Source organism: Variovorax sp. ISS6 (genome assembly GCF_056523145.1).
Genome location: NZ_JAWRZC010000001.1, coordinates 618795 through 632939, shown reverse-complemented (window position 1 = coordinate 632939; position 14145 = coordinate 618795). Strand labels below are relative to the sequence as shown.

The 14145-nt window shown below is 70.2% G+C and carries 15 protein-coding genes; 8 read left to right on the top strand and 7 right to left on the bottom strand.

The window, feature by feature from the left end; translation table 11 throughout:
• The first annotated feature begins 32 nt into the window (after positions 1 to 32).
• The 8 genes from AC1HIL_RS02915 to AC1HIL_RS02880 all read left to right on the top strand — a co-directional run bounded on the left by AC1HIL_RS02915 (position 33) and on the right by AC1HIL_RS02880 (position 7542).
• Entirely contained in the window at positions 33 to 842 is an 810-nt protein-coding gene (locus AC1HIL_RS02915) for a FadR/GntR family transcriptional regulator (RefSeq protein WP_296742417.1), read from the top strand.
• Between the two features lie 95 nt (positions 843 to 937).
• Entirely contained in the window at positions 938 to 1861 is a 924-nt protein-coding gene (ltnD, locus tag AC1HIL_RS02910) for an L-threonate dehydrogenase (protein WP_479671099.1), read from the top strand.
• A 5-nt stretch (positions 1862 to 1866) separates the two neighbouring features.
• The gene (gene denD, locus AC1HIL_RS02905; protein WP_296742414.1) at positions 1867 to 2880 is read left to right on the top strand and encodes a D-erythronate dehydrogenase; all 1014 of its coding nucleotides are present in this window, start codon (positions 1867 to 1869) and stop codon (positions 2878 to 2880) included.
• Positions 2881 to 2883: 3 nt separating this feature from the next.
• Positions 2884 to 4155: a 3-oxo-tetronate kinase gene (otnK, locus tag AC1HIL_RS02900; protein ID WP_479671098.1), complete on the top strand. Its 1272-nt coding sequence runs from the start codon at positions 2884 to 2886 to the stop codon at positions 4153 to 4155.
• Positions 4156 to 4352: 197 nt separating this feature from the next.
• Positions 4353 to 5027, top strand: coding sequence for a class II aldolase/adducin family protein (locus AC1HIL_RS02895; RefSeq protein ID WP_422099822.1), 675 nt, complete (start codon positions 4353 to 4355; stop codon positions 5025 to 5027).
• 45 nt (positions 5028 to 5072) lie between these two features.
• A complete protein-coding gene (gene otnI, locus AC1HIL_RS02890) occupies positions 5073 to 5891 on the top strand; it encodes a 2-oxo-tetronate isomerase (protein ID WP_479671097.1) in 819 nt (272 codons plus the stop codon).
• Entirely contained in the window at positions 5873 to 7081 is a 1209-nt protein-coding gene (locus AC1HIL_RS02885) for an amidohydrolase family protein (protein WP_479671096.1), read from the top strand. Before otnI ends, AC1HIL_RS02885 begins: the two co-directional genes overlap by 19 nt.
• On the top strand, positions 7078 to 7542 hold the full coding sequence (locus AC1HIL_RS02880) for a RidA family protein (RefSeq protein WP_479671095.1): 465 nt from the start codon (positions 7078 to 7080) through the stop codon (positions 7540 to 7542). The genes AC1HIL_RS02885 and AC1HIL_RS02880 overlap by 4 nt, the downstream gene beginning before the upstream one ends.
• Here the strand turns inward: AC1HIL_RS02880 and AC1HIL_RS02875 are convergent.
• The 7 genes from AC1HIL_RS02875 to AC1HIL_RS02845 form a co-directional block, all read right to left on the bottom strand.
• Complete coding sequence (locus tag AC1HIL_RS02875; RefSeq protein WP_422099819.1) at positions 7535 to 8200, bottom strand: TetR family transcriptional regulator C-terminal domain-containing protein; 666 nt, start codon at positions 8198 to 8200, stop codon at positions 7535 to 7537. The two genes, AC1HIL_RS02880 and AC1HIL_RS02875, sit on opposite strands and share 8 nt — an antisense overlap.
• An 8-nt stretch (positions 8201 to 8208) precedes the next feature.
• Complete coding sequence (locus AC1HIL_RS02870; RefSeq protein ID WP_413762026.1) at positions 8209 to 9180, bottom strand: PDR/VanB family oxidoreductase; 972 nt, start codon at positions 9178 to 9180, stop codon at positions 8209 to 8211.
• Positions 9181 to 9211: 31 nt separating this feature from the next.
• Positions 9212 to 9802 (bottom strand): NAD(P)H-dependent oxidoreductase, encoded by a 591-nt coding sequence (locus tag AC1HIL_RS02865; RefSeq protein WP_093351348.1) that lies wholly within the window; start codon positions 9800 to 9802, stop codon positions 9212 to 9214.
• Between the two features lie 168 nt (positions 9803 to 9970).
• Positions 9971 to 11008, bottom strand: a complete 1038-nt coding sequence (locus AC1HIL_RS02860) for an ABC transporter substrate-binding protein (RefSeq protein ID WP_057595872.1) — start codon at positions 11006 to 11008, stop codon at positions 9971 to 9973.
• Positions 11009 to 11067: 59 nt separating this feature from the next.
• The gene (locus AC1HIL_RS02855; RefSeq protein WP_479671094.1) at positions 11068 to 12468 is read right to left on the bottom strand and encodes an FAD-binding oxidoreductase; all 1401 of its coding nucleotides are present in this window, start codon (positions 12466 to 12468) and stop codon (positions 11068 to 11070) included.
• Positions 12440 to 13330 carry an ABC transporter permease gene (locus AC1HIL_RS02850; protein WP_261209000.1) on the bottom strand — a complete coding sequence of 297 codons (891 nt, stop codon included), beginning with the start codon at positions 13328 to 13330 and terminating at the stop codon, positions 12440 to 12442. The genes AC1HIL_RS02855 and AC1HIL_RS02850 overlap by 29 nt, the downstream gene beginning before the upstream one ends.
• Complete coding sequence (locus tag AC1HIL_RS02845) at positions 13308 to 14114, bottom strand: ABC transporter ATP-binding protein (RefSeq protein ID WP_057595869.1); 807 nt, start codon at positions 14112 to 14114, stop codon at positions 13308 to 13310. The genes AC1HIL_RS02850 and AC1HIL_RS02845 overlap by 23 nt, the downstream gene beginning before the upstream one ends.
• Positions 14115 to 14145: the final 31 nt, after the last annotated feature.

Below are 14145 nucleotides of genomic sequence, written 5' to 3'. Positions count from 1 at the left end.
GCAAGGGCCTGCGTTAGAGTCGCAGCCCATTCATGACCGCCCGCTTCCAATCGCTCGCCCCCGCCGTCCGCCTGGCCGACCAGGTGGCCGATGCGCTGGCGGCCGAGGTGCGCAGCGGGCGCTTGTCCGAGGGCGACCGGCTGCCGACCGAGTCCGCGCTGGCCGAGCAGTTCGGCGTCAGCCGCACGGTGGTGCGCGAGGCGGTGTCGCGGCTCAAGTCGCTCGGGCTGGTCGATTCGCGCCAGGGCAGCGGCGTCTATGTGCGCGCGGCCGGGGTCGAGCCGCTGCGCTTCGAACTGCCGCACGTGGCCTCGCGCGAGGCGGTGATCCAGATGGTCGAGCTGCGCCGTGCGCTCGAGGCCGAGGTGGCGGCCCTGGCGGCCGAGCGCCGCACCGACGAGGACGTGCGCCGCATCCGCGACGCGATCGCGGCGCTGCATGCGGCAGTGGCCGTCGGCGGCAACGGCGCCGAGGAGGACGTGCGCTTCCATCGCGCCATCGCCGAGGCCGCGCGCAACCCGTTCCTGATCGGCACCCTGCAGTACCTGCGGCAGTTCCTGCATGGCGCCACCCGCGTCACGCGCGCCAACGAGGCGCGCCGCGCCGACTTCGCGCGCGAGGTGGCGCAGGAACACGCGCGCATCGTCGAGGCGATCGAGGCCGGCGATGCGCTGCGCGCGCGCGAGGCCGCCAAGACCCACATGGACAACGCGATCCGCCGCATCGAGCAGGCCGACCCGGCCTTCTGGCAGCAGGAGGGCGCGCAGCTCGCGCGGCCGCTGGTCGAGGGGCTGCAGGAGAGCGCGGCGGCCGGCAAGGGGCGGCGCAAGAAGGCTTCCTGAGAGTCGGTCGGGGGGGCGGTCGGGGGAATTCCGGGCAAGACAAAGTCGCTTCAAATTTGTATGATGACCTGACAAATCATCCTGCCCCTTCCTCCATGACCACTTCCTCCCCTCCCGTCGTCGGCCTCGTGGGCCTCGGCGCCATGGGCGCCGGCATGGCGCGGTCGCTGCGCCGCGCGGGCCATGCGCCGCACGTGTTCGACCTGCGCCGCGAGGCCGCGCAGGCCTTCGCGCGCGACGGCGGCACCGCCTGCGACACGCTGGCCGCGCTCGGCGCCGCCAGCGACATCGTGATCTCGGTCGTCGTGAACGCGCAGCAGACCGAGACGGTGCTGTTCGGCGACGGCGACACGCCGGGCTGCGCGGCCTCGATGAAGCCCGGCAGCCTGTTCGTGATGTGCTCGACCGTCGACCCGAACTGGTCGGTGGCGCTCGAGGCGCGGCTCAAGAAGCTCGGCCTGCTCTACCTCGACGCGCCGATCTCGGGCGGCGCCGCCAAGGCCGCGAACGGCCAGATGACGATGATGACCGCCGGCACGCCCGCGGCCTACGAAAAGGCCGGCGGCGTGCTCGACGCGATGGCCGCCAAGGTCTACCGGCTCGGCGACAGCGCGGGCGCGGGCAGCAAGGTGAAGGTCATCAACCAGCTGCTGGCCGGCGTGCACATCGCGGCCGCGGCCGAGGCCATGGCGCTGGGCCTGCGCGAGGGCGTGGACCCGGCCGCGCTCTACGAGGTCATCACCCACAGCGCGGGCAACAGCTGGATGTTCGAGAACCGCATGGCGCACGTGCTCGCGGGCGACTACACGCCGCTGTCGGCGGTCGACATCTTCGTGAAGGACCTGGGCCTGGTGCTCGACGTGGCGCGCGGCAGCAAGTTTCCGCTGCCGCTGTCGTCCACGGCGCACCAGATGTTCATGCAGGCCTCGACCGCGGGCCATGCGCGCGAGGACGACAGCGCGGTGATCAAGATCTTCCCGGGCATCACGCTGCCTGCCCCGACATCCACTCCAGAATGACGACCATGAACATCCTCATCACCGGCGGCTGCGGCTTCCTCGGCGCGCGCCTCGCTCGCACGCTGCTCGCCCAGGGACCGCTGGCGCTGGCCGGCGCCGCGCCGCAGCCCATCGAACGCATCGTGCTGGCCGACCGCGTGGCGCCGCCGGCCGACCTCGCGGCCGACGCGCGCGTGCAGTTCCTGCAGGGCGACCTGCTCGAGCAGGCGCAAAGCGGCGCGCTGCCGATCGCCAGCAGCCAGCTCGTGTTCCACTTGGCCGCCGCCGTCAGCGGCGAATGCGAGGCCGACTTCGACCTCGGCATGCGCAGCAACCTCGACACCACGCGCGCGCTGCTCGAGGCCGCGCGCCGCGCCGGCCATGCGCCGGTGTTCGTGTTCTCGAGTTCGGTCGCGGTGTTCGGCGATTCGCCCGAGCAGCGGCTGCCGGCGTTGATCGAGGACACGACGCTGCCCACGCCGCAGAACAGCTACGGCATCCAGAAGTTCGTCGGCGAGCAACTGGTGGCCGACTTCACGCGCAAGGGCTTCGTGCAGGGCCGCAACGTGCGGCTGATGACGGTGTCGGTGCGTCCGGGCCGGCCCAACGGCGCGGCCTCGAGCTTCCTCAGCGGCATGCTGCGTGAACCGCTCGCGGGCGAACGCGCGCGCTGCCCGGTCGCGCCCGACACGCCGGTGGCGCTGGCCTCGCCCGGCAACACCATCGCGGGCATCGTGCGCGCGGCCACGGCCAGCGGCGCCGAGTGGGGCGCGCGCACGGCGGTCAACCTGCCCGCGCTGACCACCACCGTGCGCGAGATGGCGCAGGCGCTCGAGCGCATCGCGGGCACCGAGGCGACGAGCCTGATCGACTGGGAACCCGACGCGGCGATCGCGAAGATCGTCACGAGCTGGCCCAGCCGCGTGCATGCGGCGCGTGCCGAGGCGCTGGGCCTGAAGGCCGATGCCAGCTTCGACGCGATCCTGCGCGACTACGTGCGCGAGAACCCGCAGGCCGTGAAGCTCGCGGTGAAGGGCTGAGCCATGGCGAAGCTGCTGCTCGGCTGCATCGCCGACGATTTTACCGGCGCCACCGATCTCGCCAACAACCTGGTGCGCGCGGGCATGCGCGTGGTGCAGACGATCGGCGTGCCCGCGGGGCCGCTGGCGGCCGACGTGGATGCGGTGGTGGTGGCGCTCAAGTCTCGCACCATCGCGCCGGCCGAGGCCATCGCGCAGTCGCTCGAGGCGCTGCGCTGGCTGCAGGCGCAGGGCGCGCAACAGATCTACTTCAAGTACTGCTCGACCTTCGACAGCACGCCGCAGGGCAACATCGGCCCGGTGACCGAGGCGCTGATGGAGGCGCTGGGCTGCGACTTCACCATCGCCACGCCGGCCTTCCCCGACAACAAGCGCACGGTGTTCAAGGGCTACCTGTTCGCGGGCGAGGTGCTGCTCAACGAGAGCGGCATGCAGAACCATCCGTTGACGCCGATGACCGACCCGAACCTGGTGCGGGTGCTGCAGGCGCAGTGCGGGCGCAAGGTGGGGTTGATCGATCACGCGGTGGTGGCGCGCGGCGCGGAAGCGATCGAAGCGCGCATCGCGCAGCTGAAGGCCGAGGGCGTGTCGATCGCGATCGTCGACGCGGTGTCGAACGACGACCTGCTGCGCATGGGCCCGGCACTCGCGAAGCTGCCGCTGGTCACCGCGGGCTCGGGCGTGGCCATCGGCCTGCCGGCCAATTTCGGGCTCGCACCCTCCTCGCAGGCCAGCGCGCTGCCGAAGGCCGGCGGCCGCACGGCGGTGGTGTCGGGCAGCTGCTCGCTGGCCACCAACCGGCAGGTGCTCGACTTCATCGGCCGTGGCGGCGCGGCATTGGCCATCGATCCTCTGCGCATCGCGGCCGGTGTCGATGTCGCGGCGGAGGCGTTGGCTTGGGCCGCGCCGCTGATCGACAGGGGGCCGGTGCTCGTCTACTCCACGGCCGAAGCCGGTGCCGTGAAGTCGGTGCAAGGCCAACTGGGCGTGGAAGAGGCCGGCGCGATGGTCGAGCGCACCATCGCCGCGATCGCGCGCGGGCTGGTCGAGCACGGTGTGCGCCAGCTCGTGGTGGCGGGCGGCGAAACCTCCGGTGCCTGCGTGCAGGCGCTCGGCATCGCGCAGATGCAGATCGGGCCGCAGATCGATCCGGGGGTGCCATGGTGTCATGCGCGTTCCTCGTTGGCGCCTGACACTGGGGTGCATATCGCCTTGAAGTCGGGGAACTTCGGGGGGGATGATTTCTTTACCAAGGCGTTTGCGGTGTTGGGGTGATGCCTTGGGGTGTTGACAGGTCGGGGCGGGCGTGCGCCGATGGGGTACTCCCCTCCGCGAATGTCCCCCGCCTTCGGCTCCTCCTTTATTTCGCTGCGGGGAGTACCCCATCGACACACGCCAGATGCGCAGCGCCTGATCGGCCGGCATCACTGCAGCGCTTCCTGTGCACGCGCCCCGAACAAGCCAAAAAAACCATGACCGAAACAGAAGCAAGAGAAGAGATCTGCCGCACGGCAAAAAGCCTGTTCGACCGAGGCTACGTCCACGCCACGGCCGGCAACATCAGCGTGCGCCTGGAAGACGGCGGTTTCCTCATCACCCCGACCGATGCCTGCCTGGGCTTCCTCGACCCCGCGCGGCTCGCGAGGCTCGATGCGCAGGGGCAACAGACCAGCGGTGACCGTGCCAGCAAGACCATCGCACTGCACATGCGCATCTACGAAGCAGCGCGAGCATTCGATGTCGACACCGCCTGCGTGATCCACACCCACAGCTCCCATTGCGTCGCGCTCACCTTGAGCGGAGCCAGCGACGAACTGCTGCCCGCCCTTACGCCCTATTTCGTGATGAAGGTCGGCCACGTGCCGCGCATCCACTACCACCGCCCGGGTGCGCCCGAAGCAGCGGCCGAGGTCGCGCAGGCCATCGCGCAGCGTGGCGCGGCCGGCGTGCCGATCCGCGCCGTGATGCTCGACCGCCTCGGCCCCAACGTATGGCACGACACCCCCGCCGCCGCGATGGCCGTGCTCGAGGAACTCGAGGAGACCGCCAGGCTCCACCTTATGACGCGCGACCATGCCACGCCACCCGCGCCGCTGTCGCCCGAACAGATCGCCGAACTGCGCGCGACTTTCGGCGCGCGCTGGTAAGTTCGTTCGAGACCACAATCGCCAGAACTTCAAAGAGACAACGCCATGCCACGCTTCGCCGCCAACCTCTCGATGCTCTATCCCGAGCTGGACTTCCTCGACCGCTTCGATGCCGCCGCGAAGGACGGCTTCGAGGCCGTCGAGTACCTGTTCCCCTATGCCTTCTCCAAGGAGGACATCGTCGCGCGCCTCCGGCACAACGGCCTGCAACAGGTGCTCTTCAATGGCCCGCCCGGCAATTGGGAGGGCGGCGAACGCGGCCTGGCCTGCCTGCCGGGGCGCGATGCCGAGTTCCGCGAAGGCATTGCAAAAGCCATCGACTACGCGGTCGCGCTCGACTGCCCGCGCATCCACGTCATGGCCGGGCTGGTGCCCGAGGGCCTCACGGCCGATGCCGTGCAGCAGGTGTACGTCGACAACCTGCGCTGGGCCGCCGAGGAGGCCGCCAAGGCCGGGCGCGACGTGCTGATCGAGCCGATCAACACGCGCGACATCCCGCGCTTCTTCCTCAACCGCCAGGACCATGCGCACGCCATCGTCGAGAGCATCGGCGCGCCGAACCTCAAGGTGCAGATGGACCTCTACCACTGCCAGATCGTCGAGGGCGACGTCGCGATGAAGATCCGCCAGTACCTGCCCACCGGCCGCGTCGGCCACATCCAGATCGCCGGCGTGCCCGAGCGCCACGAGCCCGACATCGGCGAGCAGAACTATCCCTACCTGTTCCAGGTGATCGACGAGGTGTCGGCGCAGACCGGCTGGCAGGGCTGGGTCGGCTGCGAATACCGGCCGCGGCGCGGCAGCGAACCCGGCGGCACCTCGGCCGGGCTGGGCTGGCTGCGCGCGTGGCGCGAGGCGCAGTGAAGCTCGAGGCGCTGCGCATCCCGAAGCCGCTGCGCGGCTTCGCGTCGGAGGCCGAGCTGTTCGATCTGGTGCTGGACGGCGACCGCGTGGCCTCGGTCGCGCCGAGCGCGCAGCAAGAGGTGGCGCGCGGCATCGTGCTGAGCGCCTGCGTCGACGCGCATGCGCACATCGACAAGAACTACACCGTGCAGGAAGTGGGCGCGGCGCAGGGCAACCTGTTCGCGGCCATCGAGCGCATGAACGGCCACCGCGCCGGCTGGACCGCCGACTCGCTGCGCCCGCGCATGGAACGCGCGCTCGAGGACGCCTGGCGCAGCGGCACGCGCGCGCTGCGCACCCACCTCGACTGGGTGCAGCCCGAGGCGCCGGTCTCGCTCGCGGTGTTCGAATCGCTGCGCGAGGCCTGGCGCGGCCGCGTCGAGCTGCAGTTCGTCTCGCTCACGCCGCTCGACCTGTTCGCCGATGCCGAGGCCGGCGAGCGCATCGCGCGCGAGGTGGCGCGCGCGGGCGGCGCGCTCGGCGCCTTCGTCTACCGCAACGAGGCCCTGCTGCCCAAGCTCGACCGCGTGTTCGAGCTCGCGCACAAGCACGGGCTGTCGCTCGACTTCCATGTCGACGAGGGCCTCGATGCCGACGCCAGCGGCCTGCGCGCCATCGCGCAGCTGGTGCGTGCGCGCGGCTTCGAGGGCCGCGTGGTCTGCGGCCATGCCTGCTCGCTCTCGGTGCAGGACGATGCCGTGGCGCACGAAACCCTGGCGCTGTGCGCGGGCGCGGGCCTGCACCTGGTCGCGCTGCCCACCACCAACCTCTACCTGCAGGGCGCCTGGGACCGCACGCCGGTGCCGCGCGGCATCACGCGCATCCGCGAGGCCGCGGCACGCGGCTTGCGTGCGAGCCTGGCAACGGACAACGTGCAGGACGCCTTCTATCCCTACGGCAGCTACGACCTCGTCGAGACCTTCGGCCTCGGCGTGCAGGTGGCGCACCTCGCGCCGGCGCTCGACTGGATCGACAGCATCACGCTCGCGCCGGCGCGCGCGCTCGGGCTGGCCTGGGACGGTCGCATCGCCGCGGGTTGTCCGGCCGACCTGGTGGTGCTGGCCGCCACCGACGAACACGAACTCATCGACCCGCGCGGCCGCCGCCGCAGCGTCATCCGCGCGGGCCGGATCCTGGAGCACACCGCATGAGCATGGGCAAGCCGATGGCCAACTATGCCGCCGCCAAGCGCGTCGGCGATTTCGTCTACATGAGCGGCGTCGTAGCCGTCGACCCGGCCACGCGCCGCGCGGTCACCGGCTACGACGCCATTCCCGAGGCCGGGCGCAGCGCGCTGCAGGGCCTGGGCTACGCCACCGGCCAGATGTCGGTCGACGTGTTCGAGGCGCCGATCGTGGCGCAGAGCTGGTTCGTGCTGGAGCGCATCCGCCAGATCGCGGCGGAGCACGGCGGCACCATGGAGGACGTGGTGAAGCTGGTGCAGTACTTCCGCCACCTGCCGCACTACGCCTTCTACAACCGCGTGCGCGGTTTGTTCTACCCGGGGGAGCCGCCGGTCAGCACGGTGGTGGAGGTGTCGCGCTTCCTGCCGGGCGACGAGGTGCTGGTGGAGGTCGAGGCCACCATGTACCTGCCGGTGCGCGCTACCTGACGCCCGCGCCCTTGAACAGGAACGCCGTCACCTGTTCGACCAGGTAATCGCGGTCCTGCGCGTCGCCGTGCTGCGCGGTGTTGCGGAAGTACGCAGCCTGGGTCGCGTGGTCGGCATAGAACTGCGTCACGGCCCAGATGTGGAACAGCACCAGCATCGGGTCGGATTCGTCCATCAGGCCCTGGTCCATCCAGTTGCGGATCACGGCGGCGGCCTGGTCGGTGCGTTGCTTGCTCGTGTCCATCAGGGGGTTGAGCACCGGCGCGCCGCGCAGCATCTCGGCCGTGAAGATGCGCGAGCGCAGCGGGTGCTCGAACGAGAACGCCATCTTGCGGCGGATCAGGTCGCCGAGCACCTTGCGCGGGCCCAGGGCCTCGTCGTCGAAGCCGAAGACCACGATCCAGTCGGTGAGGATGTCCTGCAGGATCTGCCGGTACAGCGCCTCCTTGCTGTCGATGTAGTAATGCAGCTGCGCCTTCGAGAGCCCGGCCTTGTCGGCGATCGCCTGCGTCGAGGCGCCGGCCAGGCCCTCGCTCGCGAACACCTCGATCGCGGCCTGGTTGATCACGCCGAGCACCTGCGCGTACTTGCGCGAGCGCCCGCGCGTGGCGGGGCCCTCGGCGTCCTCGGCGGTGTCGACGGCGGTGGTCCTGGCCATGCGCGGTCTCAGAGCTGCACCACCAGCTCGGCCCCCTTGGCGCGCGAGCAGCACAGCGCCACCTTGTGGCGCCGCTCGCTGCCCGTGAGGCAGAAGTCGCGGTGCTCGGCGCCCTCGCCTTCGGCGCCGACCACGCAGGTGCCGCACAGGCCCTGCTCGCAGGACACCGGGATGTCGATGCCGACCTCGTGCAGTGCGTCGACGGCGGTCTGGTCGGCCGCCACCGGCACCACGATGCCGCGCTGCGCGAGCCGCAGCACGAAGGGCTGGCCCGCGGTGGCGGCGGCATCGGTGGGCGCGGCGAAGTACTCGGCGTGGATCGCGTCCTCGGGCCACCGCGCGGCGGCGGCCGCGTCGCGCACCGCCTGCATGAAGCCGCCGGGGCCGCAGACATAGAGATGCGCGGCACCGGCATGCGCGGCCAGCAGCGCGCGCAGGTCGATGCGCTGCGAGGCGTCGCCCTGGTCGAGGTGCAGCCGCACGTGCGGTGCCAGCGCCGGATCGCGCAGCGCCTCGGCGAAGGCCAGGTGCTCCTCGGCGCGCGCGAACACGCACAGCGTGAAGCCCTCGCCGCGCGCGGCCAGCGCCTGCGCCATCGCCAGCAGCGGCGTCATGCCGATGCCGCCGGCCAGCAGCAGGTGATGGCGCGCCCGCGCCTGCAGCGGGAAGGTGTTGCGCGGCGTGCTGATCGGCAGCAGGTCGCCCTCGCGCACGCGCTCGTGCATCGAGGCCGAGCCGCCGCGGCTCGCGGCCTCGCGCTTCACGCCGATCAGGTAGGACGAGACGGCGCCCGCCGAGGGCGCGCGCGCCAGCGAGTACTGGCGCGAGAAGCCGCCGGGCATGTGCACGTCGATGTGCGCGCCGGCCTCGTAACCGGGCAGCGCGCGGCCCCAGGGATGGGCCAGCTCGAAGGCCAGGATTTCGGGCGTCTGGCGCGCGATGCGCGTCACGCGGACGGTGAGCGTGCGTTCGAGGCTCATGGTGTTTTCTCCCGGATCGTTGGGGTCGTGGTCACAGCGTTTGCAGCTTGCGCGCCACGCGCTCGATGAAGCGCGTGCGGTCGAGCGCGGTCACGGCGTTCATGTCGTGCAGCTGCAGCCAGGTCACCTTGCAGCGCCAGGCGAACAGGGCGCGCAGCGCGCGCGTGAACAGCCGCCGCCCGGGGTCGCCGATGATCATCACGAACCAGCGCGGCGAGCCGCCCGTGGTGACCACCGTGAGGCGCTGGATGTGGCGCATGCCCGAGCGCGCGGCCTGGCCCTTGCGCTCGGCCGGCAGGAAGGCCACGCCGGGCAGCCACACCCGCTCCAGCCAGCCCTTGAGCATCGAGGGCGGTCCGTGGAACCAGGTGGGGTAGACGAACACCAGGTGCTCGGCCCACAGCAGCGCTTCGACGTGGGGTTGCACGCGTTCGCGGATCAATTGGGTGTTGTCGAGGTACGCGATGCGTTCCTCGCGGGTCAGCGTCGGGTCGAAGCCCTCGGCGTACAGGTCGATGGCCCGGACCTGGTGGCGGGGTTCGAGGGCGGCGAGCGCCGTGCGGTAGAGCGCGTGGTTGAAGCTGTCAGGGTTCGGATGGCAATGAACGACGAGCGTTTTCATGAGAGGGCCGGTTCGCCGACGCAGCGGCGATACGGGGTCAGAGCCCAGCGAATGAAGAGCCGCACGGTGCCTTATGGCATCCCAGGCACCGGCATCTGACCCCGGCGCAAGCACCGCGCGGCCCGCGGAGAAATCGGTGTGGTCGTGGATCGGATCCCTGGTCGCGGCTTACTTGCCCGTGAGCTTCTTGCGCACGTCCAGGCCCACGCCCTTGTTCACGAACTGGGTCGTGACCACCTTCGACAGGTCGACCTCGCCAGGCTTGTAGAGGCCGGCCTTGACCATCTTGTCGTAGAAGTCCTTCACGCGCGCCTCGTCCATCGCGCCGATGCCCTTGGTCAGCGACTCGCCGCTGTCGACGATGCCCATCTTCTTCATGAGCTCGATCGAGCCCTGCAGCGCGGCCACGGGCGAGTCGGGGTTGGTCTTGGCGATCAGCTCGTTGGCGGCCTTGTTGTCGCCGTAGAGGTAGTTGTTCCAGCCGATGATCGAGGCCTCGACGAACTTGCGCACCGTCTCGGGCTTGGTCTTCACGAGGTCGGCGCGCGTCTCGATGGTGGTCGAGTAGGTCGAGAAGCCGTTGTCGGCCAGCAGCTGCACCACCGGGTCGAAGCCGGCCTGGGCCTTGATCGACAGCGGCTCGGAGATCGCGTAGCCCTGCTGGATCGACTTCTTGTCGGCCAGGAACGGACCCACGTTGAAGGTGTAGGGCTTGAGCTGCGAATCCTTGAAGCCGTGCTCCGACTTCATCCACTGCCAGAAGCTGAACTGGCCGTCCTTGCCGATGAAGGCCACGGGCGCCTTGGTCATGTCCTTGAAGGTGTCGAAGCCCTGGCCCGGGTGCGCGAACATGGCCTGCGGGTCCTTCTGGAAGAAGGCCGCGACCACCACCGTGGGCACGCCGTTCTTCACGTTGTCGAAGGACTGCAGCAGGTTGCCGGTCATCAGGAAGTCGATCTTGCCGGCCGGCAGCATCGGCCGGTTGTTGACCATCGGGCCGCCCTGCTGGATCTCGACGTCGAGGCCGTACTTCTTGTAGGTGCCGTCCACCAGCGCCTGGTAGAAGCCGCCATGGCCGGCCTGCGCCTTCCAGTTGGTGGCGAACACCACCTTCTCCTGCGCCTGCGCGGCGAAAGCGGCGGCGGTCAGCGCCAGGCCGAGGGCCAGACTGCCGAGCGGGCGGATGCGGAAAGCGGGGATGCGCATGAGGACGTGCTCCTGTGGAGGTTTTTTGAAAAGGGACGGGACGCGAAGCCTAAATCTTTTCAGCCCTCGGTGGCCATGTCAGCGGTCCAGCCGCGCGTCTTGCCGGGGTTCATCAGGCCCATCGGGTCGCTGCGCTTCTTGAACTCGATCTGCTGCGTGTCGATGGTCTTCATGCCGCCGTCCTCGATGGTCACCACGTGCGGGTTGAAGATCTTGCAGCCGCCCTGCGACTCGATCTCGCGGATCAGCTCGTACTGGCGCGCCTCGCCGGTCCAGCGCACCAGCAGGATGCCGAAGGTGCCGGCCTCGCCGCCCGCGCGCGCGAAGTCCTGGTGCTGCAGCACCTCGTCGCCGAAGATCTCGAGGTGGCGCTCGACCACCGCGGGATCGAAGGGCTGCGCATAGGCCACCTGCAGGTAGGTCCAGCCGCGGTCCATCTTGAGCGCCTGCAGCGTCGTGTGGTTGAACGCGCATTCGTAGGCCGGCGGCAGGCCGGCCGCGAGCAGCTCGGCCTCGGTGCCGGCCAGCGCGATGCGGCCGCCGTGCGCGGCGGCGAGCGCGCGGAAGTCTTCCATCGACGCGGGCGCGACCATCGTGAAGACCGCATGCCGGTCGGCGGGGAAGTGCTCGCCCATCGCCGTGTAGTAGGGCGAGAAGCGCGCCTCCACGGTCGACAGCAGGAACAGGTCGAGATCGGGCGTGCTGGCCGCGATGCCGAAGTCCAGCGCCGCGCGGTAGCGCTCGAACAGCACCGTGCAGTGCACCCAGTCGACGGCCGGGCTCAGCGCCACCTCCACGTCGAGGATCACGCCGTTGGTGCCGTAGGCATGGTGCACCTGCTGGATCTCGTCGCCCGCGAGCTCGATCACGCGCGGCTCGCGCTCCACCGTCATCACGCGCGCGCGCAGCAGGTTGCCGGGGTCGCGCAGGATGCCGTGGCGGAACGAGCCGATGCCGCCGAAGCCGCCCGCGATGAAGCCGCCGATGCTGGCCACGTGCCAGGTCGAGGGCCACATGCGCAGCGCCTGGCCGGTCTCGCGCGCGGCCAGGTCGATGTCGTGCATGCGCGCGCCGGCCTCCACCCGCATGCGGCCGTCGCCGATGTCGAGCACGCGGCACAGCTGCGTCACGTCCATCACCAGCCCGCCCTCGAGCGGCACGCACTGGCCGTAGTTGCCGGTGCCGCCCGCGCGCACCGTGAGCGGCAGCTTCCACTTGGCGGCGGTGGCGCAGACCTGGCGCACGTCGTCCTCGGTGCCGACCTTCACGACCAGCTCGGCCACGCAGCCCGAGAGCTGCGCCGTGAGGATCGGGCTGTACCAGAAGAAGTCCTTCGACAGCTGCTTGCGCTGGCCCGGCGCGGTGACCAGGTTCAGGCCCGCGAGGTCGCGGCGCACCGCGTCCCAGTCGATGGCCGGGGCGAGCGAGGTCCTAGCGTTCACGGCGCATTTCGCTTTCATGCCAGTGGCCCAGCACCAGGCGCGAGAGCGCGGCGAAGACGATGAAGATCACGATCCCGAGCAGCGACACCAGCAGCAGCGCCGCGAACATCATCGGGATCTCGGTGCGGAAGCTCGACTCGAGGATGCGCGAGGCCAGCCCGGTTTCCTTGCCGGCCGTGCCCGCGGTGAACTCGGCCACCACCGCGCCGATCAGGCTCAGGCCGCCCGCGATCTTCAGGCCCGCCATGAAGTAGGGCAGCGCGCTCGGCGCGAGCAGGTAGCGGAAGGTCTGCCAGGGCGAGGCCTTGTAGAGCTGGAACAGGTCGCGCAGGTTGCTGTCGGCGCTCTTGAGGCCCACCACCGTGTTCGACAGGATCGGGAAGAAGGCCACGATCCAGGCGCACAGCAGCAGTGCCGCGGTGGTGCTCGAGACGTAGATCAGGATCAGCGGCGCGATCGCGATGATCGGCGTGACCTGCAGGATCACCGCGATCGGGAACAGCCCGATCTCCACCCACTTGAACAGCGCGAAGGCGATGGCCAGCAGCACGCCGCCGACGATGGCCGCGGCCAGCGCGAGCAGCGTGAGCCGCACGGTGAACCACAGCGCGCTCGAGAGCGACTCCCAGTTGTCGAACAGCGTCTTCAGGATCAGCGAGGGCGCGGGCAGGATGTAGTGCGGGATGTTGTTGGCGCGCACGGTCCATTCCCACAGCAGCAGCAGCGCGCCGACCACCACCGCGGGCACCACGATGCGCAGCAGCGATTCGCGTCGGCGCTGCCGATCCTCGTGGGCGCGCTGGGCATCGGCCGAGGGCGTGGCGAGGTCGTCGTCGTGCAGGGCGGTGACCGCGGGCTCAGTGATCGATGTCGACGCCATGCAGGGCTCCATGCAGGGATTGGGACACCGCGGTGCAGTGCGCGTTGTAGCGGCTCGAGGTGCGGAAGGACTCGCCGCGCGGGTAGGGCTCGTCGATGCGGATCTCGTCGATCACGCGGCCCGGGCGCGCGGCCATCACCACGATGCGGTTCGAGAGGTAGACCGACTCGTAGACGCTGTGCGTGACGAACACCACCGAGAAGCGGTGCTCGCGCCAGATCGCGAGCAGGTCGTTGTTGAGCTTGATGCGCGTCATCTCGTCGAGCGCGGCGAAGGGCTCGTCCATCAGCAAGAGGCGCGGGTGCGTGACCAGCGCGCGCGCGATCGACACCCGCATCTTCATGCCGCCCGAGAGCTCGCGCGGATAGACGTCGGCGAAGCGCGAGAGCCCGACCATCTCGAGCACCTGCTGCACCACGGGCGCGGCGGCGTCGCGCTTCATGCCCGCGAGCTTGAGCGGCAGCCAGACGTTGTCGAACACCTTGGCCCAGGGCATCAGCGTGGGCTCCTGGAACACGAAGCCCAGGTCGCGGTCGGTGCGCGCCGCGGCGCCGCCGGTCCAGGCCATCTCGCCGCTGCTGGCGCGCGTGAGGCCCGCGATCAGCCGCAGCGCCGTGCTCTTGCCGCAGCCCGAGGGGCCGAGGAAGCTGATGAAGTCGTGCGCGCCGATGTCGAGCGACATGCCCTGCAGCGCGAGCGTGCCGTTGGCGAAGCGCTTGCCGACGTTGCGCAGCCGGACCAGCGGCGCTTCGGCATCGGGGGTGGATGGCGTGGTGCTTTCCATGGGGTGTTCCGAAGGGCGTGGCGGAGAGGGG